General features: G+C 68.7%; 21 protein-coding genes. 11 read left to right on the top strand and 10 right to left on the bottom strand.

Annotation, left to right across the window (positions count from 1 at the left end; all coding sequences use genetic code 11):
* Window positions 1-25 precede the first annotated feature (25 nt).
* From BLS50_RS04615 to fahA, 4 genes are read left to right on the top strand one after another with little or no spacing between them, the layout of a single operon-like run.
* A complete protein-coding gene (locus tag BLS50_RS04615; protein WP_074801091.1) occupies window positions 26-256 on the top strand; it encodes a DUF2783 domain-containing protein in 231 nt (76 codons plus the stop codon).
* The gene (locus BLS50_RS04610; RefSeq protein ID WP_074801088.1) at window positions 253-1,611 is read left to right on the top strand and encodes an MFS transporter; all 1,359 of its coding nucleotides are present in this window, start codon (window positions 253-255) and stop codon (window positions 1,609-1,611) included. The genes BLS50_RS04615 and BLS50_RS04610 overlap by 4 nt, the downstream gene beginning before the upstream one ends.
* A gap of 16 nt (window positions 1,612-1,627) precedes the next feature.
* The gene (hmgA, locus tag BLS50_RS04605; protein WP_027807440.1) at window positions 1,628-2,962 is read left to right on the top strand and encodes a homogentisate 1,2-dioxygenase; all 1,335 of its coding nucleotides are present in this window, start codon (window positions 1,628-1,630) and stop codon (window positions 2,960-2,962) included.
* Complete coding sequence (gene fahA, locus BLS50_RS04600) at window positions 2,959-4,263, top strand: fumarylacetoacetase (protein ID WP_074801084.1); 1,305 nt, start codon at window positions 2,959-2,961, stop codon at window positions 4,261-4,263. The genes hmgA and fahA overlap by 4 nt, the downstream gene beginning before the upstream one ends.
* Before the next feature lie 176 nt (window positions 4,264-4,439).
* On the opposite strand, the gene BLS50_RS04595 is transcribed toward fahA, so the two are convergent.
* From BLS50_RS04595 to BLS50_RS04575, 5 genes are all read right to left on the bottom strand, one after another.
* Complete coding sequence (locus BLS50_RS04595) at window positions 4,440-5,600, bottom strand: MFS transporter (RefSeq protein ID WP_074801081.1); 1,161 nt, start codon at window positions 5,598-5,600, stop codon at window positions 4,440-4,442.
* A 105-nt stretch (window positions 5,601-5,705) separates the two neighbouring features.
* Window positions 5,706-6,875: an MFS transporter gene (locus BLS50_RS04590; RefSeq protein WP_027814132.1), complete on the bottom strand. Its 1,170-nt coding sequence runs from the start codon at window positions 6,873-6,875 to the stop codon at window positions 5,706-5,708.
* 225 nt (window positions 6,876-7,100) lie between these two features.
* A complete protein-coding gene (gene bluB / locus BLS50_RS04585; RefSeq protein ID WP_027811023.1) occupies window positions 7,101-7,844 on the bottom strand; it encodes a 5,6-dimethylbenzimidazole synthase in 744 nt (247 codons plus the stop codon).
* A gap of 172 nt (window positions 7,845-8,016) precedes the next feature.
* Complete coding sequence (locus BLS50_RS04580; protein WP_027811024.1) at window positions 8,017-9,015, bottom strand: 2-hydroxyacid dehydrogenase; 999 nt, start codon at window positions 9,013-9,015, stop codon at window positions 8,017-8,019.
* Between the two features lie 30 nt (window positions 9,016-9,045).
* A complete protein-coding gene (locus tag BLS50_RS04575; RefSeq protein WP_006476773.1) occupies window positions 9,046-10,029 on the bottom strand; it encodes a LysR family transcriptional regulator in 984 nt (327 codons plus the stop codon).
* A 775-nt stretch (window positions 10,030-10,804) separates the two neighbouring features.
* On the opposite strand from BLS50_RS04575, the gene BLS50_RS04565 reads away from it, so the two are divergent.
* Window positions 10,805-12,016 (top strand): pyridoxal-phosphate-dependent aminotransferase family protein, encoded by a 1,212-nt coding sequence (locus BLS50_RS04565; RefSeq protein WP_006476772.1) that lies wholly within the window; start codon window positions 10,805-10,807, stop codon window positions 12,014-12,016.
* Between the two features lie 27 nt (window positions 12,017-12,043).
* Here the strand turns inward: BLS50_RS04565 and BLS50_RS04560 are convergent, their stop codons facing one another.
* Complete coding sequence (locus BLS50_RS04560; protein ID WP_069232252.1) at window positions 12,044-12,979, bottom strand: helix-turn-helix domain-containing protein; 936 nt, start codon at window positions 12,977-12,979, stop codon at window positions 12,044-12,046.
* A 134-nt stretch (window positions 12,980-13,113) separates the two neighbouring features.
* Between BLS50_RS04560 and BLS50_RS04555 the strand changes: the two genes are divergently transcribed.
* Window positions 13,114-14,004 (top strand): DMT family transporter, encoded by an 891-nt coding sequence (locus BLS50_RS04555; RefSeq protein ID WP_011544702.1) that lies wholly within the window; start codon window positions 13,114-13,116, stop codon window positions 14,002-14,004.
* Window positions 14,005-14,126: 122 nt separating this feature from the next.
* Here BLS50_RS04555 and BLS50_RS04550 read toward each other — a convergent pair whose 3' ends face one another.
* Complete coding sequence (locus tag BLS50_RS04550) at window positions 14,127-15,341, bottom strand: MFS transporter (RefSeq protein WP_011544703.1); 1,215 nt, start codon at window positions 15,339-15,341, stop codon at window positions 14,127-14,129.
* Window positions 15,342-15,676: 335 nt separating this feature from the next.
* Here BLS50_RS04550 and xdhA point away from each other — a divergent pair, with 335 nt between their 5' ends.
* The 4 genes from xdhA to BLS50_RS04530 all read left to right on the top strand — a co-directional run bounded on the left by xdhA (window position 15,677) and on the right by BLS50_RS04530 (window position 20,912).
* Window positions 15,677-17,248, top strand: a complete 1,572-nt coding sequence (gene xdhA / locus BLS50_RS04545) for a xanthine dehydrogenase small subunit (RefSeq protein WP_074801076.1) — start codon at window positions 15,677-15,679, stop codon at window positions 17,246-17,248.
* Window positions 17,249-17,266: 18 nt separating this feature from the next.
* On the top strand, window positions 17,267-19,630 hold the full coding sequence (gene xdhB, locus BLS50_RS04540; RefSeq protein WP_074801073.1) for a xanthine dehydrogenase molybdopterin binding subunit: 2,364 nt from the start codon (window positions 17,267-17,269) through the stop codon (window positions 19,628-19,630).
* Between the two features lie 87 nt (window positions 19,631-19,717).
* Window positions 19,718-20,386 (top strand): xanthine dehydrogenase accessory protein XdhC, encoded by a 669-nt coding sequence (gene xdhC / locus BLS50_RS04535; protein WP_074801067.1) that lies wholly within the window; start codon window positions 19,718-19,720, stop codon window positions 20,384-20,386.
* A 124-nt stretch (window positions 20,387-20,510) separates the two neighbouring features.
* Window positions 20,511-20,912, top strand: coding sequence for a nuclear transport factor 2 family protein (locus BLS50_RS04530; protein ID WP_074801064.1), 402 nt, complete (start codon window positions 20,511-20,513; stop codon window positions 20,910-20,912).
* A gap of 61 nt (window positions 20,913-20,973) precedes the next feature.
* Here BLS50_RS04530 and BLS50_RS04525 read toward each other — a convergent pair whose 3' ends face one another.
* From BLS50_RS04525 to BLS50_RS04515, 3 genes are all read right to left on the bottom strand, one after another.
* The gene (locus BLS50_RS04525; RefSeq protein ID WP_012328006.1) at window positions 20,974-21,921 is read right to left on the bottom strand and encodes a LysR family transcriptional regulator; all 948 of its coding nucleotides are present in this window, start codon (window positions 21,919-21,921) and stop codon (window positions 20,974-20,976) included.
* A gap of 365 nt (window positions 21,922-22,286) precedes the next feature.
* Window positions 22,287-22,925 carry a DsbA family protein gene (locus tag BLS50_RS04520; RefSeq protein ID WP_011544709.1) on the bottom strand — a complete coding sequence of 213 codons (639 nt, stop codon included), beginning with the start codon at window positions 22,923-22,925 and terminating at the stop codon, window positions 22,287-22,289.
* 94 nt (window positions 22,926-23,019) lie between these two features.
* Window positions 23,020-24,462, bottom strand: a complete 1,443-nt coding sequence (locus tag BLS50_RS04515; protein ID WP_074801059.1) for a TAXI family TRAP transporter solute-binding subunit — start codon at window positions 24,460-24,462, stop codon at window positions 23,020-23,022.
* A 433-nt stretch (window positions 24,463-24,895) separates the two neighbouring features.
* Between BLS50_RS04515 and BLS50_RS04510 the strand changes: the two genes are divergently transcribed.
* Window positions 24,896-25,261 carry a BON domain-containing protein gene (locus BLS50_RS04510; RefSeq protein WP_011544712.1) on the top strand — a complete coding sequence of 122 codons (366 nt, stop codon included), beginning with the start codon at window positions 24,896-24,898 and terminating at the stop codon, window positions 25,259-25,261.
* Window positions 25,262-25,303 lie beyond the last annotated feature (42 nt).

Here is a 25,303-nt window from a genome sequence, read left to right as displayed (position 1 = left end):
CGATAAAGACACCGGAGACACCGTCATGCCCCCACTCGATACCCGCCCGCGCCTGGCCGACCCCGATGCGTTCTACGAAGCGCTGATCGACATGCATCGCGACCTGTCGGACGCCGACAGCCAGCTCGTCAACGCGAAGCTGATCCTGTTGCTCGCGAACCAGGTCGGCGACGCCGACGTGCTGCGCGAAGCGATGGCGCTCGCGCGCCAAGGCGTGACGCCGCCCGTGCATCCGGCCGCCGAGGTGGTGCGATGAGCGCGGCGGCCGATACGCGCGTGCTCGAAGTCGAGCGCGTGATCGACGAGACTCATCGCCCGGGTTTTCACTGGATGCTGCTCGCGCTGTGCGGGCTGTGCCTCGTGATCGACGGTTTCGATGCGCAGGCGATGGGCTACGTCGCGCCGAGCGTGATCGCCGAATGGGGCGTGCCGAAGCAGGCGCTCGGGCCCGTGTTCAGCGCGAGCCTGTTCGGCATGCTGCTCGGCGCGCTCGGGCTGTCGGTGCTGGCCGACCGGATCGGGCGGCGCCCGGTGCTGATCGGCTCGACGCTGTTCTTCGCGGTGACGATGCTCGCGACGCCGTTCGCCGGTTCGATCCCCGCGCTGATGGCGCTGCGCTTCGTCACCGGTCTCGGCCTCGGCTGCATCATGCCGAACGCGATGGCGCTGGTCGGCGAGTTCAGCCCGGCCGCGCATCGCGTGAAGCGGATGATGATCGTGTCGTGCGGCTTCACGCTCGGTGCGGCGCTCGGCGGCTTCATCAGCGCCGCGCTGATTCCGGCGCTCGGCTGGCGTTCGGTGTTCTTCGTCGGCGGCGCGGTGCCGCTCGTGCTGACGGTGGCGATGCTCGCGCGGCTGCCCGAATCGCTGCAGTTCCTGGTGTTGAAAGGGCGCGTCGCGCAGGCGCGCGACTGGCTCGCGCGGTTCGCACCGGAAGCCGGCATCGATGCGAATACGCGGCTCGTCGTGCGCGAACGCGCGGCGAGCGGCGCGCCGGTGGCCGAACTGTTCCGCCATGGCCGCCTGCCGGTCACGCTGCTGCTGTGGGCGATCAGCTTCATGAACCTGATCGATCTGTACTTCCTGTCGAACTGGCTGCCGACCGTGATGCGCGAAGCCGGCTATTCGCCGGGCACGGCGGTGATCGTCGGCACGGTGCTGCAGACGGGCGGCGTGATCGGCACGCTGTCGCTTGGCTGGTTCATCGAACGTTACGGCTTCGTGCGCGTGCTGTTCGCCTGCTTCGCGTGCGCGGCCGTGTCGGTGGGGCTGATCGGCTCGGTCGCGCATGCGCTGCCGTGGCTGCTGGTCGTCGTGTTCGCGGGCGGGTTCTGCGTGGTCGGCGGGCAGCCGGCCGTGAACGCGCTCGCGGGCCAGTATTACCCGACGTCGCTGCGCTCGACGGGCATCGGCTGGAGCCTCGGCATCGGCCGGATCGGCTCGGTGCTCGGGCCGCTCGTCGGCGGGCAACTGATTGCGCTCAACTGGTCCAACGGCGCGCTGTTCCACGCGGCCGCGGTGCCCGTGCTGTGCTCGGCGCTGTTCGTGCTCGGCCTTGCGGGCGTCACGCGCCGCAGCGCTGCGCAGGCGCCGAACGCCGCCCTGAATTGATGGAGAAAGGAAAACGATGACGCTTGACCTGTCGAAACCGGCGACCGCCGGCTACCTGAGCGGTTTCGCGAACGAATTCGCGACCGAGGCGCTGCCCGGTGCGCTGCCGCACGGCCGCAACTCGCCGCAGCGCGCGCCGTACGGGCTGTACGCGGAGCAGCTGTCGGGCACCGCGTTCACCGCGCCGCGCGGCCACAATCGCCGCTCATGGCTGTACCGGATTCGCCCGGCCGCCGTACACCGGCCGTTCGAGCCGTATGCGGGCGCGCAGCGGCTCGTGTCGGAATTCGGTGATTCGGCCGACGTGCCGCCGACGCCGCCGAACCAGCTGCGCTGGGACCCGCTGCCGATGCCGGTCGAGCCGACCGATTTCGTCGACGGTCTCGTGACGATGGCCGGCAACGGGTCGGCCGCCGCGATGAACGGCTGTGCGATTCATCTGTATGCGGCGAACCGCTCGATGCAGGACCGTTTCTTCTACAGCGCGGACGGCGAGCTGCTGATCGTGCCGCAGCAGGGGCGGCTGTTCATCGCGACGGAATTCGGCCGGCTCGATGTCGAGCCGTTCGAGATCGCGGTGATCCCGCGCGGCGTGCGTTTTGCCGTCGCGCTGCCGGACGGCGATGCGCGCGGCTATATCTGCGAGAACTTCGGTGCGCTGCTGCGCCTGCCGGATCTCGGCCCGATCGGCTCGAACGGGCTCGCGAACCCGCGCGATTTCCTGACGCCGCAGGCCGCGTACGAAGACCGCGAAGGCGCGTTCGAGCTGATCGCGAAGCTGAACGGCCGGCTCTGGCGCGCGGACATCGGCCATTCGCCGCTCGACGTCGTCGCGTGGCACGGCAACTACGCACCGTATAAGTACGATCTGCGGCTGTTCAACACGATCGGCTCGATCAGCTTCGACCATCCCGATCCGTCGATCTTCCTCGTGCTGCAGGCGCAGAGCGACACGCCGGGCGTCGACACGATCGACTTCGTGATCTTCCCGCCGCGCTGGCTCGCGGCCGAGGATACGTTCCGCCCGCCGTGGTTCCACCGCAACGTCGCGAGCGAGTTCATGGGGCTCGTGCACGGCGCGTACGACGCGAAGGCCGAAGGCTTCGTGCCGGGCGGCGCGAGCCTGCACAACTGCATGTCGGGCCACGGGCCCGATGCGGACACGTTCGAGAAGGCGTCCGCGAGCGACACGACGAAGCCGCACAAGGTCGACGCGACGATGGCGTTCATGTTCGAAACCCGCACGCTGATCCGGCCGACGCGCTACGCGCTCGACACCGCGCAGCTGCAGGCCGACTACTTCGAATGCTGGCAAGGCATCAAGAAACACTTCAATCCGGAGCAACGATGAGCGACACCCAAGACTGGCGCGCGACGCTCGACCCGGCTCGCAAGAGCTGGATCGACACGGCGAACGATCCCGCGTGCGATTTCCCGATCCAGAACCTGCCGTTCGGAATCTTCAGCGATGCGAAGCAGGGCGTGCGCCGTGCCGGCGTCGCACTGGGCGACCAGATCGTCGATCTCGCGGCGCTCGCGCGTGCGGGCCTCGTGACGCTGCCGGCCGGGGTCGACGTGTTCGCCGCACCGACGCTCAACGCGTTCATCGCGCTCGGCCGCGATGCATGGCGCAGCGTACGCTCGCAGCTGTCGGCGCTGTTCTCGCGCGACAACGCGACGCTGCGTGACGATGCGGCGCTGCGCGCGCAGGTACTCGTCGCGCAGCGCGACGCGACGCTGCATCTGCCGGTCGAGATTCCCGGCTACACCGATTTCTATTCGTCGAAGGAGCACGCGACCAACGTCGGCTCGATGTTCCGTGATCCGAAGAATGCGCTGCTGCCGAACTGGTCGGAGATGCCGATCGGCTACAACGGCCGCGCGTCGTCGGTGGTCGTGAGCGGCACGCCGGTGCGGCGCCCGAACGGGCAACTGAAGCTGCCCGACCAGGAGCGTCCGGTGTTCGGCGCGTGCCGCAAGCTCGACATCGAACTGGAGACGGGCTTCATCGTCGGCAAGGGCAACGCGCTCGGCGAGCCGATCGCGTGCGAGGACGCGGAAGCGCATATCTTCGGGATGGTGCTGCTGAACGACTGGAGCGCGCGCGACATCCAGCAGTGGGAATACGTGCCGCTCGGGCCGTTCAATTCGAAAGGCTTCGCGACGACGATCTCGCCGTGGATCGTCACGCTCGACGCGCTCGAACCGTTCCGCGTCGCGCAGCCGGAGCAGTCGCCGCAGCCGCTCGCGTATCTGCGGCATGCGGGCAAGCATGCGTTCGATATCGCGCTGGAAGTGACGCTGCGCGCCGAGGGCGCAGCCGAGGCCACGTCGATCTGCCGCACGAACTTCAAGCACATGTACTGGACGATGGCGCAGCAGCTCGCGCATCACACGGTGGCCGGCTGCAACACGCGCGTGGGCGACCTGATGGGTTCGGGCACGATCAGCGGGCCGACCAAGGATTCGTTCGGCAGCCTGCTCGAACTGACGTGGAACGGCAAGGAGCCGGTCGCGCTGAACGGCGGCGGCAGGCGCACGTTCATCGAGGACGGCGACGAGCTGACGCTCGCGGGCTGGTGCCAGGGCGAGGGGTATCGCGTCGGCTTCGGTACGTGTGCGGGCAAGATTTTGCCGGCGCGCAGCGTGTGACGGCGCGCAGCGTGTGACGGATCGCAGCGTGTGACGGATCGCAGCGCGAAATGTGACGTGTAGTCACGCGTAGAGGACGGCCCGCATTGCGCGGGCCGTTGTCGTTTACCGGAGGAAGAGCGCGAGCGGGCCGGTGCGTACGGGTGCATGATGCTGCGCGCCAACGCCAACCCGCATCAGACCGCGCGTTGCACCGCGCCGCGGCGTTCCCACAGCGCGGCCGCGACGAACGCGGCGACACAGGCGACCAGCACACCGATGAGCGCGTTGCTGCCCAGTTGCTCCATCAACGCGCCCGCCACCAGCGGGCCGCCGAAGCTCGCGGCGCTCCACGACGCCGACACGAGCGAACTCGCGGTGACGAGCGCCGCGCCGCGGAACCGTTCGCCGCACGCGACGAGCGACAGCGTATAGATGCTGCCGGCCGCCGCGCCGAGCACGAACAGCAGCGGCCAGCACAGCCACGGATTCGCGATCACGAACGGCAGCAGCGGCAGGCCGGCCAGCACGATCCAGCCGGCGCCGAGGTGCACGCGTTCGCGGCCGAGCTTGTCCGCGAGCCAGCCGATCGGGAACTGCATCGCGGTATCGCCGAACAGCATGATCGACGCGAGCAGCACGGCGGTCGCGCTCGCGACGCCGTGATCCATCGCGTAGAGCGGCAGCAGCGACAGCGCGAGCGTGTCGAACAGCGCGAAGAAACCGGTGCCGATGATCAGCGCGGGCATGCGCGGCAACACCGCGAGCCAGCTGTCGTGCGCTGCGTGATGCGCGTCGTCGCCGGCGAGCGGCGCACGGCGGATCGTCGCGAGCGTCGGCAGCGCGAGCAGGAACAGCGCGCCGCACAGCGCGAAGCGGATGCTCGTCGCGCCGGCGATCTGGCTGACCAGCACGGGGCCGGCCATCTGGAACAGCGTGAAATTGGTCGCGTAGATCGCGACGACGCGGCCGCGTGTCGAATCGTCGGCGAGCTGGTTCACCCATGCTTCGCCGATCGTGAACAGCAGCATCAGCGCGGCGCCGCACAGCACGCGCAGCACGCCCCACAGGATCAGGTTCGACGTGAACTGCATCAGCGCGGTGGCCGCCGCGAGCAGCACGACCGACACGACGATCGCGCGGCGCGCGCCGATGTGCCGTGCGAGCGCGGTGACGAACGGGACGATCGCGAGGCCGCCAAGGGCCTGCGCGGCGGTCAGCATGCCGACGACGTTGGTGCCGTGTCCGGCTTCGGTCAGTGCGAGCGCGGTGAGCGGCAGCGTGGCGCCGGTGCCGAGGCCGACGACCGCGACGCTCAGGATCAGCGCGAGGAAATCGCGATTGAGAATGGCTTTCATCGGCCGCGATGCTACACCGCGACCGTTGAAAGGTCCATGAAGGTCGTCACGTTTGAATGGAGTTGCGTACGCAACGATTGCGGCAGGGTTGCAGCAGGGTTCGCGTCAGACGTACTCGGTCGGCACGACCACCGGGCGGCGTTCGAGCGACGCCGACCACAGCGTGAGCGCGAGCGCGGCGATCGCCATCGCGACACCGACCCACGGCAGGCTCACGAGCGACACGCCCGAGCCGATCGCCATCCCGCCGAGCCACGCGCCGGTCGCGTTGCCGAGATTGAACGCGCCCTGGTTGAGCGTCGACGCGAGGTTCGGCGCGTCGCTCGCGCGATCGACGATCATGATCTGCAGCGGCGGCACGATCGCGAACGCGAGGATGCCCCACACGAAGATCGTCGCGAGCGCGGCGAACGGCAGATGCATCGTGCCCGCGAACAGCGCGAGGACGATACCGATGAGCGCGAGCGTCGCGATCAGCGACGGCATCCGGCGCCAGTCGGCGAGCTTGCCGCCGAGTGTGCCGCCGACGGTCAGGCCGAGGCCGAACAGCAGCAGCACGTAGGTGACCTGACGCGGCGAGAAACCCGTCACGTCCTCGAGGATCGGCGTGATGTACGTGAACACGCTGAACAGGCTCGCGGACGCGAGCACGCTGATGCCGAGCACCATCAGCACCTGCGGGTGCTTCAGCACGCTGAATTCGCGCGTGATGCTGGTGTCGGGCATCGCGAGGTCCTTCGGCAGGCACACCGCGAGCGCGGCGGCCGCGGCGATGCCGATGCCGGTGACGGCCCAGAACGTCGCGCGCCAGCCGAACGCCTGGCCGAGCGCGGTGCCGAGCGGCACGCCGAGCACGTTCGCGAGCGTGAGGCCGGTGAACATCAGCGCGATCGCCTGCGCGCGGCGGTTCGGTGCGACGAGGTTGCTCGCGACCACCGAGCCGATCCCGAAGAACGCACCGTGGCAGAACGCGGTGACGACGCGCGCGGCCATCAGGACCGCGTAGCCGGGCGCGATCGCGCAGAACAGGTTGCCGGCGATGAACAGCCCGATCAGGCTCATCAGCGCACGCTTGCGCGGCATCTTCGCGGTGACGATCGCGAGGATCGGCGCGCCGATCGTCACGCCGAGCGCGTAGCCCGACACGAGCATCCCGGCGGCCGGGATCGACACGCCGAGGTCGCGCGCGACATTGGGCAGCAGCCCCATGATCACGAATTCGGTGGTACCGATTCCAAATGCGGCGACGGCAAGGGCGAAAAGAGGCAGGGGCATCGCGGTAGGCTCGGGAAAGGATGCCGCTCGAGCCAGGCGCGGGAGGCGCGGGACGGGCGGTCGGTGAGGCGAACGTCAGCCGCGATTCTACTTCAGTGAAAACCCCTATGCTCGGGGCCAAAACGGGTGTTGCCGGCGTGCGACGGGGTGGTGAGCGGCAAGCTCACAGTGTGGGATTCGCGGGGGTCCCAGGGCCGGGATGATGGCGGCTGCCGGCGGGTGAGATCACGCGATGCGTTCGGACGGCCCGTCGCGCATCGCGTCCGGCGTGTGCTTCGTTTCGCTGGCCACCTCCGCTGGCGCCGCAGCCGATCCGGCCCCATCGATCGCCGCCGGATCGTCCCAGCCGTTCTCGAACAGGCAGGCTTCGATCGGCATCCGCGCGGCCCAGCGCTCTGCTTCGAGCATCGGCTTCGCATAGAACGCGTCGACGTGGCCGACGCACAGCACGGCGATCGGTTTCGCGCCGTCGGGCATCCGCAGCAGCGTACGCAGCGCATCGACGTCGAACAGCGACACCCAGCCCATCCCGAGCCCTTCCGCGCGCGCGGCCAGCCACATGTTCTGGATCGCGCACGCGGCGGAGGCCAGATCCATCTCCGGCAGCGTGCGGCGGCCGAATACGTGGCGTTCGCGGCCGTCGGCGAGCGCGACGACCAGCAACTCGCCGCATTCGCGCACGCCTTCGACCTTCAGCCGCATGAATTCGTCCTGGCGCTCGCCGAGCGCGTCGGCGGTCGCGCGGCGTTCGGCCTCGACCAGCGCGTGGATCGAGGTGCGCAGGGCGGGATCGGTGATGCGGATGAAGCGCCACGGCTGCATGAAACCGACGCTCGGCGCATGGTGCGCCGCGCGCAGTAGCCGCGCGAGCACGGCCGGATCGACGGGCGCCGGCGTGAAGTGGCGCATGTCGCGCCGTTCGAAGATGGCACGGTAGACGGCGGCGATGTCTGAATCGTCGAAACGCATGAGCGGCAAAGGCAGGGAAGGACGTCGGCGCAACGATAGCAGACGGCGCGCGCGAAACGTTACTTCAGCCGAAACAATGCGCTGAATTGTTGACGAGGGCGGGTGCAGTGTGCGGCAGCATGCACGAGCAAACGATTGCGGATGCGCTGTACGCCATTAAACGTGCGGTTTCTCAGCGGTTTGCGGTCACGACGTTCTGCGGCGCGCCCGCATGCCACGCCTCGATGTTCAGCAGCGTCGTGTGCGCGATCTCGGCCAGCGCCTCGCGCGTGAAGAACGCCTGGTGCGACGTGACGATCACGTTCGGGAACGTCAGCAGGCGCGCGAGCACGTCGTCCTGCAGCGGCAGGTCGGAGTGATCCTCGAAGAAGAGCCCGCTTTCCTCCTCGTACACGTCGAGCCCGAGATGGCCGAGCTGGCCGCTCTTGAGCGCGTCGACCAGCGCCTGCGCATCGACGAGGCCGCCACGCCCGGTGTTGATCAGCATCGCGCCGTGCTTCATCCGCGCGAGCGTCCGCTCGTTGATCAGGTGGTGTGTCGACGGCAGCAGCGGGCAATGCAGGCTGACGATGTCGGCATGATGCAGCAGCTCGTCGAGCTCGACGTAGCGCGCGCCGAACGCGATCAGCTCGTCGTTGTACGGCGGCACCGAATGCGCGAGCACGTGCATCCCGAAGCCCATCATGATCTTCGCGAACACGCTGCCGATGATGCCGGTGCCGATCACGCCGACGGTCTTGCCGTGCAGGTCGAAGCCCAGCAGGCCGTTCAGCGAGAAGTCGCCTTCGCGGGTGCGGGCGACCGCGCGCGGCAGGCGGCGATTGAGCGCGAGGATCAGCGCGACCGCGTGCTCGGCGACCGCATGCGGCGAATACGCGGGCACGCGCACGACCGTGATGCCGAGCCGTTCGGCGGCGGCGAGGTCGACATGGTTGAAGCCCGCCGAGCGCAGTGCGATCAGCCGCGTGCCGCCGTCGGCGAGCCGTTCGAGCACGGCCGCGTCGACGGTGTCGTTGACGAACGGGCAGACCACGTCATAGCCGTGCGCGAGAATCGCCGTTTCCGCGTCGAGGTGCGACGGCTGGAAGTGCAGCCGATAGCCGAACTGCCGGTTGGCGGCGGTGAACGAATCGTCGTCGTACTGCCGGCTGCTGAACAGGATCACGCGCACGCTGCACCTCCGATGGCTGACGCGCGCAGTTTACTGCAGCCCCGTGACGATGTCGGAGCGTTCGGGGCCGCGTACCGGCCGCAGGAAGCCGTAATCCGCCTGCTCGCGGGCGGCCGGCGCGCTGAAGTGCTCGAGCGCGTGCTCGACGAAGCTGCGGGTGCGGGCCGGCACGTACTGGCGGTTCGGATAGACGAGCGACAACTGCGTGTCGGGATCGTCGATCCGGTAGCCGGCCATCAGCCGCACGAGCGTGCCGTGGTTGAGCGCGTCGGCGACGCACGGCTCGGGCAGCACCGCGATGCCGGCGCCGGCCACGGCTGCCGCCTGGACGAGCGCGAGCTGGTTGACCGTGCAGGCCGGGCGCACCGTGACCGAATGGGCGACGCCGTCGTGGCCGACCAGTTGCCACGTCGGCGCGTGCTGGTGCGGCGCGAGCGTGACCCAGTCGTGGCCCGGCAGGTCGTCGGGCACGCGCGGCTCGCCGCGGCGGTCGAGATAGGCCGGCGCCGCGCACGCGACGAACGGGTTCGGCGCGAGCGCATGGCCGATCAGCGTCGGGTTGCCGTCGAGCCGGGTGCCGGTGACGATGCCGACGTCGTAGCCGGAATCGAGCACGTCGAGCGGCCCTTCGGCGACGGTCAGCTGCACGCGCAGCTCGGGGTAGCGGTGCCGGAAGCTGCTGACGAGCGGCGTCAGCGCCAGCGGCGACAGCAGCCCCGACGCGACGACGCGCAGCGTGCCGGCCGGTTCGCGCACGGCATGCGCGACGGACGATTCGAGGTGGTCGAATTCCTCGAGCAGCGCGCGGCAACCATCGAGGTAGCGCACGCCGGCCTCGGTGAGCGACAGATTGCGCGTGGTGCGATGGATCAGCCGTGTGTTCAGGTGGCCCTCGAGCATCGCGATCGAACGCGTGACGAGCGCATTGGACACGCCGAGATGGTGCGCCGCGCGCCGGAAGCTTTGCTGCTCGGCGACGCAGACGAATACACGCATGGTCTGAATCTGGTTCATGGCTTGCGTATTTCTGGCCCGGTTGATTGATTATGGTTGTGATTTTTCGCCGCGCAACGTCGAAAGCGCATCGCGCGGCTCCAGCTTGCCCTCGTATCGAAAAATCGATTTTTCGATTCCGTAGACAATTGTTCAATACAGAACCGATATCCGTCAACCTGAGAAAATGGGCGGCTTGCGTAAAATCGAAATCGCGGGTACCGGTTTAACGCTGCAACGCAGCAAGAACGCACGGGGCAAAACCGAATCGGTATTGGAGTATGTGTCGATTTGGAGAATATTTATCAAATTAATCAATGTGTTGTAGGTAGTTCGAGCGAGCCGGTACGCGGCAGTTCAGGAGTCGTTCCCCAATACGATCAGGAATGGTGGATGTTTTTTCCACGTTCGGATTTTGTGTATCGAATTCGCTCCGTGATTTGTATCAGGTGGCCGGTGTATTGCGTTCGATCCGCCAATTGGGCTGAACCGCCGGTTTCGAAGAATCGTCTTGATATTGGCGAAGAAAATCGCGCGTACGGAACCCGAATGGAACCGTTTCGCAACCGGGGGCAATCCTTTTTCCAATCCGGAAGATCATGGCGCGTGCGGCGAACGGCCGGTCTGGCCCGGTTCGATGACCGGGCCACCGTCGCGCTGTCCGGACGTGCGTGCCTCTTGCGCGAGGCGGCGGAACACGGAATGATCGATCAGTTCGCCGCGTGCAACGGGCGCCGCGCCACGGGCCCCGTGCTGCGGGCGTTCGAGCACTTCCTTTCCTCATCCTTTTCCAGCCATGTCCATCGATTACTCGCCGATTCCCTGTCCCGTCGTCGTGCCGCTCGACGCGATCCTGCCCGAAGAACCGCTGCTGATGATGGGGGCCGGCCCGGTTCCGATCCCGGCCGCGGTGGCCAAGGCGAACACGATCGTGATCAACCACCTCGGCGCGACGATGGCGAAGATCATCGAGCAGGTGAAGGAGATGGCGCGTTACGTGTTCCAGACCCGCACGAAGTGGGTGCTCGGCGTCGCGGGCCCGGGCTCGGCCGCGATGGAAATGGCGATCTCGAACCTCGCATGGCGCGGCACGCGCGTGCTGTCGATCCGCAACGGCTTCTTCAGCGCGCGGATGGCCGAGATGGCCACGCGCGTCGGCGCCGACGTCGCGACGCTCGAAGTGGCCGATCGCGCGGTGGCGAGCCTCGACGAGATCGCCGACGCGATCGCGCGCGAGCGGCCCGAGATCGTCACGATCGTGCAGGGCGAGACGTCGAACACCGTGTGGAACCGCGACCTGCGCGACATCGCGGCGCTCGCGAAGGCGGCCGGCGCGCTGGTCGTCGTCGACGCGGTGTGCACGCTGTCGACGATGCCGCTCGAGATGGACGCGTGGGGCATCGACGCGGTGATCACCGGCGGCCAGAAGGGGCTGTCGTCGATCCCGGGCGTGTCGCTGATCGCGTTCTCCGATGCCGCGTGGGAGCGTATGAAGACGCGCCCCGAGCCGAACGCGCACTGGTGTCTCGACATGGCGCTCGCGGAGAATTTCTGGCACAACGCCGGCTATCACTACACGGCGCCCGTGTCGGGGGTGCTCGCGCTGCACGAGGCGCTGCGGCTCGTCTGCGCGGAGACGCTCGAAAGCCGCTTCGCGCGCCACCTGCGCTGCTCGCTGGCGCTGCAGGCGGGCGTCGAATCGATGGGGCTCAAGCTCTATGCGCCGAAGGACTGCCGGCTCAATTCGGTGGTCGGGATCGAGACGCCGGAGGGGCTCACGCCGGGGATGGTCTGCGGCCATATCTCGAAGCAGTACCAGGTCGAGATCTCGGGTTCGTTCGGGTTGCCGATCGTGCGGATCGGGCAGATGGGCGAGCAGTGCCGCGAACACAACCTGTTCCGCACGCTGCATGCGTTCGGCCGCACGATGGTCGACCTGAAGGTGCCGGTCGACCTGCCGGCCGGCGTCGCGGCGCTCGAACAGGAACTGTCGCGGCGCGGCGCGTAAGCGCGGAACAGCGGAAAGGGGCCGCGCTCAGCGGCCTTGCATCGCGCGCCGATACGTATTCGGCGTCGTGCCGTGCGCGTCGCGAAAGCGATGGCTGAAGTGGCCGGCGTTCGCGTAGCCGCAGTCGGCCGCGATCTGCGCGAGCGGCAGCGCCGTCGTGCGCAGCAGCTCGCGGGCCCGGGCGAGCCGTTGCTCGGCCACCCACGCGTGCGGCGCGCGGCCGAACGACAGCCGGAACATCCGCGAGAAATGGTATTCGGACAGCGCGGCGACCTCGGCAAGTTCGCCGAGCGTCAGCGGCTGCGTGAGATACGTGTCGATGTAGTCGCGCACGCGGCGGCGCACGGCCGGCGCCAGCCCGCCGCGGAACGACGTGTCGGTGCGCGTCGTGCTCTGGCCGCGCAGCAGCAGGCTCAGCACTTCGTGCGCGGTCTCGTTCACGCGCAGCCGCTCGTCGGCATCGTCCCAGCCATCCAGCGCGAGCGAGCGCAGCAGCGCCGCGACGCGTGCATCCTCGAAATAGGTGCGATCGGCGAGCTTCAGCTCGCGCGGCTCGCGATCGAGCTCGCGGATCGCACGCTGCGTGAAGTGCTCGGGCAGGAAATAGAGGTGGACGAAATGCATTTCGCCGCGCACCCACCAGCGTGATTCATGGTCGCCCGGCAACGCGCACAGCAGGCTCGGCGCGCCATAGCGCGGCACGCGCTGGCGCTCGGTCCGGTAGCCGCCGTCGAGGTAGCACGACAGCGTGTGATGGCCGGGCTGCTCGTAGACCGTCTCGCTTTCATCGGTGATCCGCGTCCATTCGGCGATCGCGAGGTGATCGCCGAGCCATGCGAAGCGCTCGAGCGTCGCGTTCGCGTCGGCGAGCGTGCGGCAGACCGACTGCAGGCCGAACGGCAGATCGCCGCCGGCCAGGGCGGCGGCGCGGTCGACGGGCGGGGCGCAGAGGGAGAGACTCATGATGCGCCGAGTATAAGCGGGCGCGCGGCGCCGCGTGCGGCGCGCCGAAAAAGACCGCAATTCCGGACAATCGACCCACGCTGGGCGGCGGCATAGTCGGGATCCCGATTCACCCGATTTTCCGGAATGCCGCCATGAACCTGTCGCTTTATTTCGTCACCGTGCTGATCTGGGGCACCACCTGGATCGCGATCAAGTGGCAGCTCGGCTCGGTGCCGCCGCCCGTGTCGATCGCGTGGCGCTTCTGGCTCGCGGCCGCCGTGCTGTTCGCGCTGCTGCGCGTGATGCGCCGCCCGGTGCGCCCGCCGCGCGCGGCGTGGCGCTTTCTCGTCGCGCAGGGTTTCGCGCTGTTCTGCCTGAACTTCCTGTGCTTCTACTACGCGGAGCAGGTCGTGCCGAGCGGGCTCGTCGCGGTGATCTTCTCGACCGCGCCGCTGCTGAACTCGATCAACGGCCGGCTGTTCATGGGCCGCCCGCTGCGGCCGTCGGCGATCGCCGGCGCGCTGCTCGGCCTGACGGGCATCGCATGCCTGTTCTGGCAGCAGATGGCCGGCCATCTCGACGACCATGCGACGTGGACGGGGCTCGCGATCGCGTTCGCCGGCACGATGTGCTTCTCGGCGGGCAACCTGCTGTCGAGCCGGATGCAGTCGATGGGGCTGCATCCGCTGGTGACCAACGGCTGGGCGATGCTGATCGGCGCGGCGATTCTGACCGTCGGCAGCGCGGCGGCCGGGATGCCGTTCACGCTCGACACGAGCCCGCGCTATCTCGGCGCGCTGGTGTATCTCGCCGTGCCGGGCTCGGTGATCGGCTTCACCGCTTACCTGACGCTCGTCGGCCGGATCGGGCCGGAGCGCGCGGCGTACTGCACGGTGCTGTTCCCGATCGTCGCGCTGGCCGTGTCGACGGTGTTCGAGGGCTACCAGTGGTCGCCGCTGGCGGTGCTGGGGCTGCTGCTCGTGGTGGCCGGCAATCTCGTCGCGTTCGACCTCACGCGGAAGCTGTTTCTGCGGACGGCGTGATCGATCCTCGCTGTCGTCATATCGATCGACGGATGAAAAAACGCCCGCATCGCGCGGGCGTTTTATTTTGGCGGCGGCGGGGCGAAGGTCGCGGCCGGCCGCCGTGCACGGCGCAGGCGGCATCACGCCGCCGCGCCGCTCCCCGCCACGCGCGCTTGCCGCTGATACAGCACCATCGATAGCGCGACGCCTGCGGCGGCTGCCACCGCCGCGAACAGGAACACCTGCGGATAGCCGAACGCACCCGCGACATAGCCGGCCAGCGGGCCGGTGATGCCGAGCGACAGGTCGAGGAACACCGAGTACGCGGACAGCGCCGCGCCGCGGCTCGCGGGCGGCACGAGCGCGACGGCCTCGACGCCGAGCGCCGGGAAGATCAGCGCGAAGCCGAAGCCCGTGAGCGCCGCGCCGACGAGCGCGACGTGCGGCACCGGCGCGAGCCACAGCAGCAGCAGGCCCGCGGATTCGAACGCGAACGACACGATCGCGACGCGGAAGCCGCCGTAGGTCTTGATCGTGTTCGCGAACAGCAGGCGCGCGCCGATGAACAGCGTGCCGAATACCGTCAGCGACAGCGCGGCGTTCGGCCAGTGGCGCGCCGCATAGTACAGCGTGACGAAGGTGGCGATCGAGCCGAAGCCGGCCGAACCGAGCGCGAGACCGAGGCCGTGCGGCAGCACGCGCGTGAACACGCTCGCATACGACATCCGTTCGCCGTGCACCAGCGGCACCGGCGCGATCAGGCGGGCGAGGTAGAAGCCGAGCGCGGCCAGCGCGATCACGATCACGCCGATCAGCGCCGGATTCAGCGTATGCGCGATCGCGACGCCGACCGGCGCGCCGAGCGCGAGCGCGCCGTAGGTCGCGATGCCGTTCCACGAGATCACCTTCGCGTTGTGCGCGACGCCGACCCGGCCGATGCCCCACAGGATCGCGCCGGTGCCGCACAGGCTTTCGCCGACGCCGAGCACGAGCCGGCTCGCGACCAGCAGCACGAGGCTCGCGACCGGCCAGTGCGCGAGCAGCAGCGCGACGAGCAGCAGCACGCCCGACACGCCGCAGCCGACCAGCCCGCGCAGCACGGTCTGCTTCGGCCCGAGCGTATCGGCGAGGCGCCCGGCGAGCGGCCGCGAGGCGAGCGTCGCGAAGTACTGGACGCTGATCGCGCCGCCCGCGACGATCGCCGAAAAGCCGAGGTCGTCGTGGACGAAGCCCGGCAGCACCGCGAGCGGCAGGCCGATGGTCAGGTAGCAGATGAACGTGAAGCAGACGACGGACACGATTTGCAGCGTGACCGCGAACCCGCTGCGCGGCGGTGTGGCGGAATCGGAGGACATGGGGTCGGAACGAATGACGGAACGAACGGAAAACGGCGGAAAAGGGAATCGGGATTTTCCCATGGAACCGGTTTTCCCGCAGGTACCATTTAGTTAATCGCGCCCCGTTCTGGCGGACCACGGACAGTCGCGGGCGACCGGGACGGGCCCGAGCGCACCGTGCGGCAAGGGTGTCGGCCGGCCGGGCGCGCATATCGCGGCAGTTATATGAGCCGCATGCGTGATGGGCTATGGGTTGCGGAATTTGACGGTGATAGCGTGCAAACTGTCAGAAAAACGTCGGTCGAGCGCTCCGCGCAGGCCGCCTTGCCCCCCATTTGAAGAAACACCGAGACATGAGTGAGCCGATCCGCTTCTACCATCGTCACGCGATCCGCGAAGTCAGCGGCGCGGACGTGACCCGCACCGTGCTGCAATACCTGCGCGAGGACGCGCATTGCACCGGCACCAAGGAAGGCTGCGCGGAAGGCGACTGCGGCGCGTGCACGATCGTCGTCGGCGAGCTGACCGATGCCGGCGCGGTCGAGTTCAAGGCCGTCAACGCATGCATCCAGTTCCTGCCGACGCTCGACGGCAAGGCGCTCCTGACGGTCGAGGACCTGCGCCAGCCGGACGGCACGCTGCATCCGGTGCAGCAGGCGATGGTCGATTGCCACGGTTCGCAATGCGGGTTCTGCACGCCCGGCTTCGTGATGTCGATGTGGGCGCTGTACGAGAAGCACGGCCACGAAGGCTGCGGCAGTGCGTGTGCGAAGGCGAAGGACGTGCCGACGCGCACCGAGATCGCCGATGCGCTGACCGGCAACCTGTGCCGCTGCACCGGCTATCGCCCGATCGTCGATGCGGCGGTACGGATGTTTGATGCAACCGGCGAAGGTGCGCAGGCGCCGGCCGCGCCGGTCGACACGGCCGCGCTCGCCCGCACGCTTGCATCGCTCAAGCGCGACGACACGTTCGACTACACGACGATCGACGGCGCGCGCTTCGCGGCGCCGCGCACGCTCGACGCGCTGGCTGCGCTGAAGGTCGAGCGCCCCGACGCGCGCATCCTCGCCGGCAGTACCGACATCGGCCTGTGGGTCACGAAACAGATGCGCCGCCTCGACGACCTGATCTACGTCGGCCAGATCGCCGAACTGCAGCAGATCGTGCACGGCGACGATTGGATCGAGATCGGCGCGGGCGTGACGGTCGAGAAGGCCTATGCGGCGCTGGCCGGTACGTATCCGGAACTGACCGAGATGTGGAAGCGCTTCGCGTCGCTGCCGATCCGCAACGCGGGCACGCTCGGCGGCAACGTCGCGAACGGCTCGCCGATCGGCGATTCGATGCCGGGCCTGATCGCGCTCGGCGCGCGCGTCGTGCTGCGCGGCGGCGATACGGTGCGCGAGCTGCCGCTCGAGGCGCTCTATACGGGCTATCAGCAGAAGGACATGGCGCCGCACGAATTCGTCGTCGGCCTGAAGGTGCCGACCCGCACCGGCGCGCGCGACAAGCTGCAGTTCCGCACGTACAAGCTGTCGAAGCGCTTCGACTCGGACATCTCGGCCGTGTGCGCGGCGTTCGCGTTCATCGCGGACGGCGACACGATCCGCGAGCCGCGTATCGCGTTCGGCGGGATGGCCGCGACGCCGAAGCGCGCGGCCAATACGGAAGCCGTGCTCGATGGCGCGCAGTGGCACGAAGCCGCCGCGCAGGCCGCGATGCAGGCGCTCGAGCGCGACTACCAGCCGTTGTCCGACATGCGCGCGACGAGCACGTATCGGCTCGATACCGCGAAGAACCTGATGTATCGATTCTGGCTGGAGACGCGTCCGCACGACCCGCTGCCGCCGCAAGCCTTGAACGTGCGCGAAGTGGCCGCCGAAGTCGCCGCTGAAGCGGCCAACGACGCGGCGCGCGTCTGACGAGGGAGAACACCGAACATGAACCAGCAAGCAGAACCGTTCCTGAGCACCCTCGATCCGCAGGCCGACGCCGCGCAGGTGCACGTGTCGCGCGCCCACGAATCCGCCCACCTGCACGTGAGCGGGCGCGCCACCTACACCGACGACATTCCGCTCGTCGCCGGCACGCTGCACGCGGCGCTCGGGTTGTCGGCGAAGCCGCACGCGAAGATCGTCTCGATGAACTTCGACGCGGTGCGCGCGACGCCGGGCGTGGTCGCCGTGTTCACGGCCGACGACATCCCGGGCGTCAACGATTGCGGCCCGATCATCCACGACGATCCGGTGCTCGCGAAGGGCGTCGTGCAGTTCGTCGGCCAGCCGATGTTCATCGTCGTCGCGACGTCGCACGAAATCGCGCGGCTCGCCGCGCGCCGCGCGCAGGTCGACTACGAGGAGCTGCCGGCGATTTTGACCGCGCAGGAAGCGCGCAAGGCCGAAACCTACGTGATCCCGCCGCTGAAGCTCGCACGCGGCGATGCCGCCGCGCGGCTCGCCGTCGCGCCGCACCGCGAGTCGGGCGAGATGCTGCTCGGCGGGCAGGAGCAGTTCTACCTCGAAGGGCAGATCGCGTACGCGGTGCCGAAGGACGACGACGGGATGCACGTGTACTGCTCGACGCAGCACCCGAGCGAGATGCAGCACCTCGTCGCGCACGTGCTCGGCGTCGCGTCGCACAACGTGCTGGTCGAATGCCGCCGGATGGGCGGCGGCTTCGGCGGCAAGGAATCGCAGTCGGGGCTGTTCGCATGCTGCGCGGCGCTCGCCGCGTGGAAGCTGCTGTGCCCGGTGAAGCTGCGCCCGGACCGCGACGACGACATGATGATCACCGGCAAGCGGCACGACTTCCATTACCGCTTCGACGTCGGCTACGACGACGATGGCCGCATCGACGGCGTCGCGCTCGACATGACGTCGCGCTGCGGCTTCTCGGCCGACCTGTCGGGCCCGGTGATGACGCGCGCGGTGTGCCACTTCGACAACGCGTACTGGCTCGGCGACGTCGACATCGCCGGCTACTGCGGCAAGACCAACACGCAGTCGAACACCGCGTTCCGCGGCTTCGGCGGCCCGCAGGGCGCGTTCGCGATCGAATACATCCTCGACGACATCGCGCGCTCGCTCGGCCGCGATCCGCTCGACGTCCGCTACGCGAACCTGTACGGCAAGACCGAGCGCAACGTGACGCCGTACGGGCAGACCGTCGAGGACAACGTGCTGCAGGAGCTGCTCGGCGAACTCGAGACGACGAGCGACTACCGTGCGCGGCGCGCGGGCGTGCGCGCCTTCAACGCACGCAACACTGTGTTGAAGAAGGGCATCGCGCTCACGCCGGTGAAGTTCGGTATCGCGTTCAACGTCACGCACTTCAACCAGGCCGGCGCGCTGGTGCACATCTACACCGACGGCTCGGTGCTCGTGAACCACGGCGGCACGGAGATGGGGCAGGGGCTCAACACGAAGGTCGCGCAGGTGGTCGCGCATGAACTCGGCATCCGCTTCGGCCGGATCCGCGTGACGGCGACCGACACGAGCAAGGTCGCGAACACGTCCGCGACGGCGGCGTCGACGGGCTCGGACCTGAACGGCAAGGCCGCGCAGGATGCGGCGCGCCAGTTGCGCGAGCGACTCGCGGTGTTCGCGGCGAAGCAGTTCGGCGACGGCAAGGTCGATGCGGCCGACGTGAAGTTCGGCAACGACGTCGTGTGGGTCGGCGGCCATGGCGTGCCGTTCGGCGAAGTGATCGCGAAGGCGTACCTCGCGCGTGTGCAGCTGTGGTCCGACGGCTTCTATGCGACGCCGAAGCTGCACTGGGATCAGTCGAAGCTGCAGGGCCGGCCGTTCTACTACTACTCGTACGGCGCGGCCGTGTCGGAAGTCGTGATCGACACGCTGACCGGCGAAATGCGCACGCTGCGCGTCGATGCGCTGCACGACGTGGGCGCGTCGCTGAACCCGGCGCTCGACATCGGCCAGGTCGAAGGCGCGTTCATCCAGGGGATGGGCTGGCTGACGACCGAGGAGCTGTGGTGGAACCCGGGCGGCAAGCTGATGACGCACGCGCCGTCCACGTACAAGATCCCGACGGTGAACGACACGCCGCCCGAGTTCAACGTGCGGCTGTTCCAGAACCGCAACGTCGAGGACAGCATCCACCGCTCGAAGGCGGTCGGCGAGCCGCCGCTGCTGCTGCCGTTCTCGGTGTTCTTCGCGGTGCGCGACGCCGTGGCCGCGGTCGGCGACTACCAGGTGAACCCGCCGCTCGATGCGCCGGCCACCGGCGAGTCGATCCTGCGCGCGATCGGCGCGGTGCGTGCGGCGAGCGCCGCGCGGGCAGGCTGAGATGAACCGCCTCTCCACGCTCGCTTCGTGCGCCGGCCCCGACGGGGCGGTCAGCCTCGTCGTCAGGCCGGCCCGGCGGAGGCCGGCATGAACGGCCCCGCTCGTTCGCCTCGTGCCGCGTCGCAGGCGCCCGCCGCCCGATGCGACGGCGCGTGCGGCAGCGCGCCGTCGTCGATGCAGCCGTTCGCGCCGGGCACCGGCCAGCGCAACCGCGCGACCGGCGCGCCGGCGCCGATGCACATCGTGCTGTTCGGTGCGGGGCACGTCGGCCACGCGCTCGTCACGCTGCTCGGCGCGCTGCCGTGCGTCGTGCAGTGGGTCGACACGCGCGACGAGCTGTTTCCGGACGAATGTCCGCCGAACGTGCAGCCGGAGCCGACCGACACGCCGGAGGCCGTCGTCGACGCGGCGCCGCCCGGCGCGTACTTCCTCGTGATGACGTACAACCACGCGCTCGACTTCTCGCTCGCCGCGCAGATCATGCGGCGGCGCGACTACGCGTACTTCGGGATGATCGGCTCGCGCACCAAGCGCGTGAAGTTCGAGCGCAGGCTCGCCGCGCGCGGCGTCGATCCGGCGCGGCTCGTGGAGATGGTGTGTCCGATCGGCGTCGCGGGCATCGTCGACAAGGCGCCGGGCGCGATCGCGGTGGCCGTCTGCGCGGAACTGCTGCAGGCCCGCTCGGGCATGCCGGTGGCCGATGCGAAGGCGGCCGCGGCCGGCCGCGCACGCGACGACGTGTCCTGCGCGCGATAAAGCCGCGATAAAGCCACGGTAAAACGGCGACGCCGCGCGGCCGGCGCACGGCCGCGCGTTTTTGCATACACTGCACGACCATGCGCGGCAGCGGGTCGCGCTTCACCTCACCGTGCACGCACCCATGTCCGATCACTCCGTCTATCTCGACGCGCTCGATGCGAGCCTCGTCGCCATCGAGCGCTGGCTATCCGGCATCGATACCGCGCCGGCGGCGCTCGATGCGCTGCTCTCCGCGTTTTCCGCCGACTTCACGATGATCCTGACCGACGGCCGCATGGTCGACCGTGACGGCATGCACGCGCTGTTCGCGAAGCTGGCCGGCGCGAAGCCGGGGCTGCGCATCACGCTGTCGGAGATCCGCGTGCTCGCGGCCGGCGCATCGCATGCGGTGCTCACCTATCTCGAAGCGCAGCACGCGGCAGCGGGCGAGCTGCCCGCGCGCCGTGCGACCGCCGTGTTCACGCGTGATGCGGCGGGCGTCGTGCACTGGACCCATCTGCAGGAAACCTTCTGCACGGCCTGAGCGGCTGCGCTGCCTGACCCGTCGCGCTGCCTGCCCCGTCATGCTGCGCTTGGGCCGCGCGTCAGCGCTTGCGCGTGCGGGCGACCGTCAGTTCGTCGGACACGCTCTGCATCAGCGCGCACAGCCACGCGATGTCGGTAGGCCGATCGGGTTGCGGGTGCGTAAGCAGGTAGCTCTTGATACGCGGGAACGGTACGGGCGGCGTGACGACGACGAGCGGCAGCAGTTGCGCATAGTGCGTCGCGAAGCGGCGCGTCGTCGTGAAAATCAGGTCCGACTGCAGCAGCACCTGCGGCACGATGCCGAAGTACGGCAGCGTCGTCACGATACGCCGCGTGAGGCGCGCGCGTGCCAGGCCGATTTCGATCGCGTTGCGCTTGTCGCCGGTGTACGGCGTCGGTGCGACGTGCGCGGCCGATGCATACGCTTCGCGCGTGAGCGGCGCGCGGGCAAGCGGATGCGCGTCGCGCATCAGGCACACGATCGTGTCGGAGAACAGGTCCTGGCGCGCGAACTGCGGGTCGGGCTTCGGCCAGTTGCCGATCACGAGATCGAGCGCGCCCGATTCGAGCGCGCCCGCGTGGTCGAGCGCGGGATTGAGCGAATCGATTTCCAGATGGGCATGCGGCGCCGCGTCGCGAAAGCGCTCGATCAGCGTCGGCATGAAGAAATCGTTCAGGTAGTCGGGCGCGGCGACGCGGAACGTGCGCCGCGCGGACGACGGATCGAAGTCGCCGTGCGGCGTCGCGATGAAATCGACCTCGCGCAGCGCACGCGACGCGGCTTCGAGCAGCGACGCGCCGTATTCGGTCGGCACCATGCCCGATTTGCCGCGCACGAGGATCGGGTCGTTCAGCGTCTCGCGCAGCTTGCGCAGCGCGGTGCTGATCGCGGGCTGGGTCTGGTTCAGCCGCAACGCGGCCTGCGTGACGCTGCGCTCGAGCAGCAGCGTGCGCAGCACGCGCACGAGCCAGATGTCGAGCGAGGCGGTACGGTCGTCGTCTTCCATCGATTAGGGTGATTCTAGGGTCTGTTTACATATGGAACGCGCATGCGTTGCCACGAGAACGGCCGCTCGCGAGGCGTGCGACGCCGCGAATACTGACGTATTCGCAAGGAGCACAACGCGGCGAGCGGCCGTTCTCGTGGCAACCCCAAATTAATAAATCCATGTCACGGGAATGCCCGAAATCGCCCGTATGGCGGCGTCGCTCGTCGCTTGTTTGGCGCGGCCAAACGGCGCTCCTCACTCCTTGCCCTACGCGCGATTTCGGGCATTCGCATGCGCGTTCCATATGTAAACAGACCCTAGTGACGCGTAACCTTACCGCAGCCGCACGTTGCCGTGCGTGATACCGGCCATCACGCACGCCATCACGCGCGGCCCTTCGGCAGCGTGCTGATCCGCTTGACCTCGCGCGATTCGAGCCAGTTCGGCGTGCGTGCGCAGTACAGCACCATCGGCAGCGCGTCCTCGCCCCAGAACAGTTGCTGGTTCATCCAGAACGTCGGCACGCCGAACACACCGAGCGCGATCGCGTCGGTCGTGTTACGGGTCAGTTGCGCAGCGGTTTCCTCGAATTCGATCAGCTCGTCGCCGTGACCCACGCCGACGCGTTCGCACAGCGCGGCGAAGCCTTCCGGCGTCGACGGATCGTTGCCTTCGCGCCAGATGAACCGGAACATTTCCAGCACCGTCACGATATCGGCGCGCAGCGCGATCGCGAGGCGCAGCACCTTGTCGGAATCGAACGGATGCGCGGGCGGCATCTTGAAACGGATGCCGAGCTGCTCCGCGCGAAACAGCGCGTGACGGTACGTGAACACGCGCTTGGCCGGCACGTCGGCGGTCGGGCGCTGGCCCCAGTGACGCTGCAGGTCGCTTAGCGACACGGGCACGGGGACGAACGGTACGTCCGGCCATTTGTCGTGCTGCTCCAGCAGCAGATACGAGAACGGCGACACGAAGTCGAAGAACCAGGCGGGTTGGGCGGTATCGAGGCCGGTTGTCATGTCGTTCTCCAGAAGGTGGGGCGTGCGGCGCCTGGCGGCGGCCTCCATGTTACGCGGCGGCGCGCGCATGCAGCAATGATCGCGGATCGTTCGCTCACGCGGAACCGGGAGTCGCCCGGGGGGCGTCGCCAGCCGGCGGCGGCGCGGCTTGCGTGCGTGCCGGCGGGCTGCCGGCGCCGGGCGGGCCCGCCGGCGCATCCTGGTCGTGCGCGGTGAGCCGTTCGCGCACGAAGCCGATGTGCTCGCGCAGTACGTAGAACTGACCGGCGTACGCGAGCGGCATCTTCATCCGGTTCACGGCTTCCTCGATGTCGTCGAGCTGGTCGAGCAACTGCACGCGCTCCTCGGCCGTATGGTCGCCGAGCGCGCTGCGTTCGAGCGCGATCAGCGCGCCGTACCAGCGGTAGATGCGCGAGCGCACGCGCCAGCCGTACAGCGACGGCACGAGCCGCAGCCCGGGAATCAGCACGACGACCAGCGGTACCAGCACGACCAGCAGCCGGTCGACCAGGCTCGCGACCCAGAACGGCAGCCGCCGGTACAGGAAGGTCTTGCCTGACTTGTAATAGCGCGACGCGTCGTCGGACAGCGGGAAGCCGCGCGTGACCGGCGACGGGAATTCGCCCGCGTGCTGCAGGATCGTCGCGTGGCCGTGCACTTCGCGCGCGGCCTCGATCAGTAGGTCGGACAGCGCGGGGTGCAGCGAGTCGCGCGCGACGAGTTCGATCGTCGGCGCGACCGTGTGGATATCGGCGGGCGGCAGGTTGAGGCCGAGATCGTAGACGCCCATCGGCAGCGTGATCGCGGTCAGGTACGGAAAGCGCCGCGCGTACGCTTCGGCCTGCGTGAACGAATACACGTGCACGCCCGGCGCGCGGAACAGCTTCGCCATCACCGGGATCTGCGTCGAGTCGCCGGACAGGAAGGCCGCGTCGATCTTGCCGTCGAGCAGCGCGGTCGCTGCGTCCTCGCCGGCGGTCGGCAGGAGCGCGGTCGGGCCGCCCGGCACGATGCCGTTCATCTTCAGCAGCGCGAGGCTCAGTTCGCGCGCGCCGCTGCCTTCCGCACCGAGCGCGAGCCGCTTGCCCTTGAAATCGGACAGGCGCGCGACGACCGGGCCGCGGTACATGATCGCGAGCGGCACGTAGCCGATGCTGCCGAGCGACACGAGATGCTCGTCGCGCTCCTTCGGGCCGATGCCGCTCTGCACGAATCCGACGTCGACCGGCGCGTTCGGATTCGACAGCCGCGCGAGGTTCTGCGCGGAACCTTCGGACGATTGAACGTCGAGCGTGACGCCGTTTTTAGCGAGAATCGTCTTGTACTTCTGCGCGGCGTTCCAGTACGTGCTGCCGGGCGGCCCGGACGAGATCACGAGCGTGGACGGCGGCGCCGGCTGGATCAGCTTGACCGCGAGCCAGACGGCCGCGCCGGCGAGCAGCACGGTCGGGCCGATCGACAGCGCGAGGTCGCGCCACGAGACGGCGACGAAGCGGGCGAGGATGCGGCGCGGCGGGCGAGGGCGGGCAGGCTTCATGGGGTTGGCGGATGACGCTGGCGTGACGCATCGGTGACGGTCGTCGCGGGACGACGTGGAGTCTCGCGGCGATGGTACCCGGTTTCCCCGCGCCTGCGCGAGTCGGGGAGAGTATTGCACCGCGGCATCGGGACGGCGGCCACCACCCCCGCGTCAAAAGCTTTGCGCTTCGGCGGGCGCTGGATTACATTGTGCGACGCAGCCGCGCCCGATTCGCGCGCGACCCGGCACGTCATCAGACCGGGCGCGTCCGGCCGGCGGTTGCCCGGCCCGGCCGGCCCGCTTTCGCGTGCGCCGGCCGCCGGCCCGTGACGCCTCTCTCGTATCGCCGTGGAAAACACCGGCTGTCCCGCCCGTTCGCGCGCGGGCCGGCTGTTTTTGGGGGTATTCGGCCGTACTGTGCACGGCCGTTCCGGAGTGATAAGGAGATAGCATGAAGTCGATCGTGTTGAGAGCGTTGGGTGTCGCCGCCGTGGCGGCCTGTCTGTCGGGCAGCGTGTATGCGCAGTCGAGCGACGCAGCGGCTACGGAAGCGCCGGCGGCGGCGAGCAGCGCGCCGAAGGCCGCCGCGAAAACCGCGAAGAAGGCGAACCGCAAGCTCGGCTACGCGGTGCGCAAGGCCATTACGAAGGCAGGCGGCATCGACGTGGCGAACATCGTCGTGCGTTCGAAGGGCGGCGCGATCTCGCTGGAGGGCACGGTGCCCGACCAGGCACAGATCGACAAGGCGGAAGAGGCGGCGAAGAGCGTGAAGGGCGTGACGTCGGTCACGAACAAGCTGACGGTTCAGCAGCAGTAACGCCGGGCGGCGGCGCGCGAGCGCCGCGTGCGCCCGTTTTCA

The organism is Burkholderia orbicola (genome assembly GCF_900100915.1).
Lineage (GTDB): Bacteria > Pseudomonadota > Gammaproteobacteria > Burkholderiales > Burkholderiaceae > Burkholderia > Burkholderia orbicola.
Note: the sequence above shows the minus strand (reverse complement) of the source record. Positions and strands in the feature narration are given on the sequence as shown.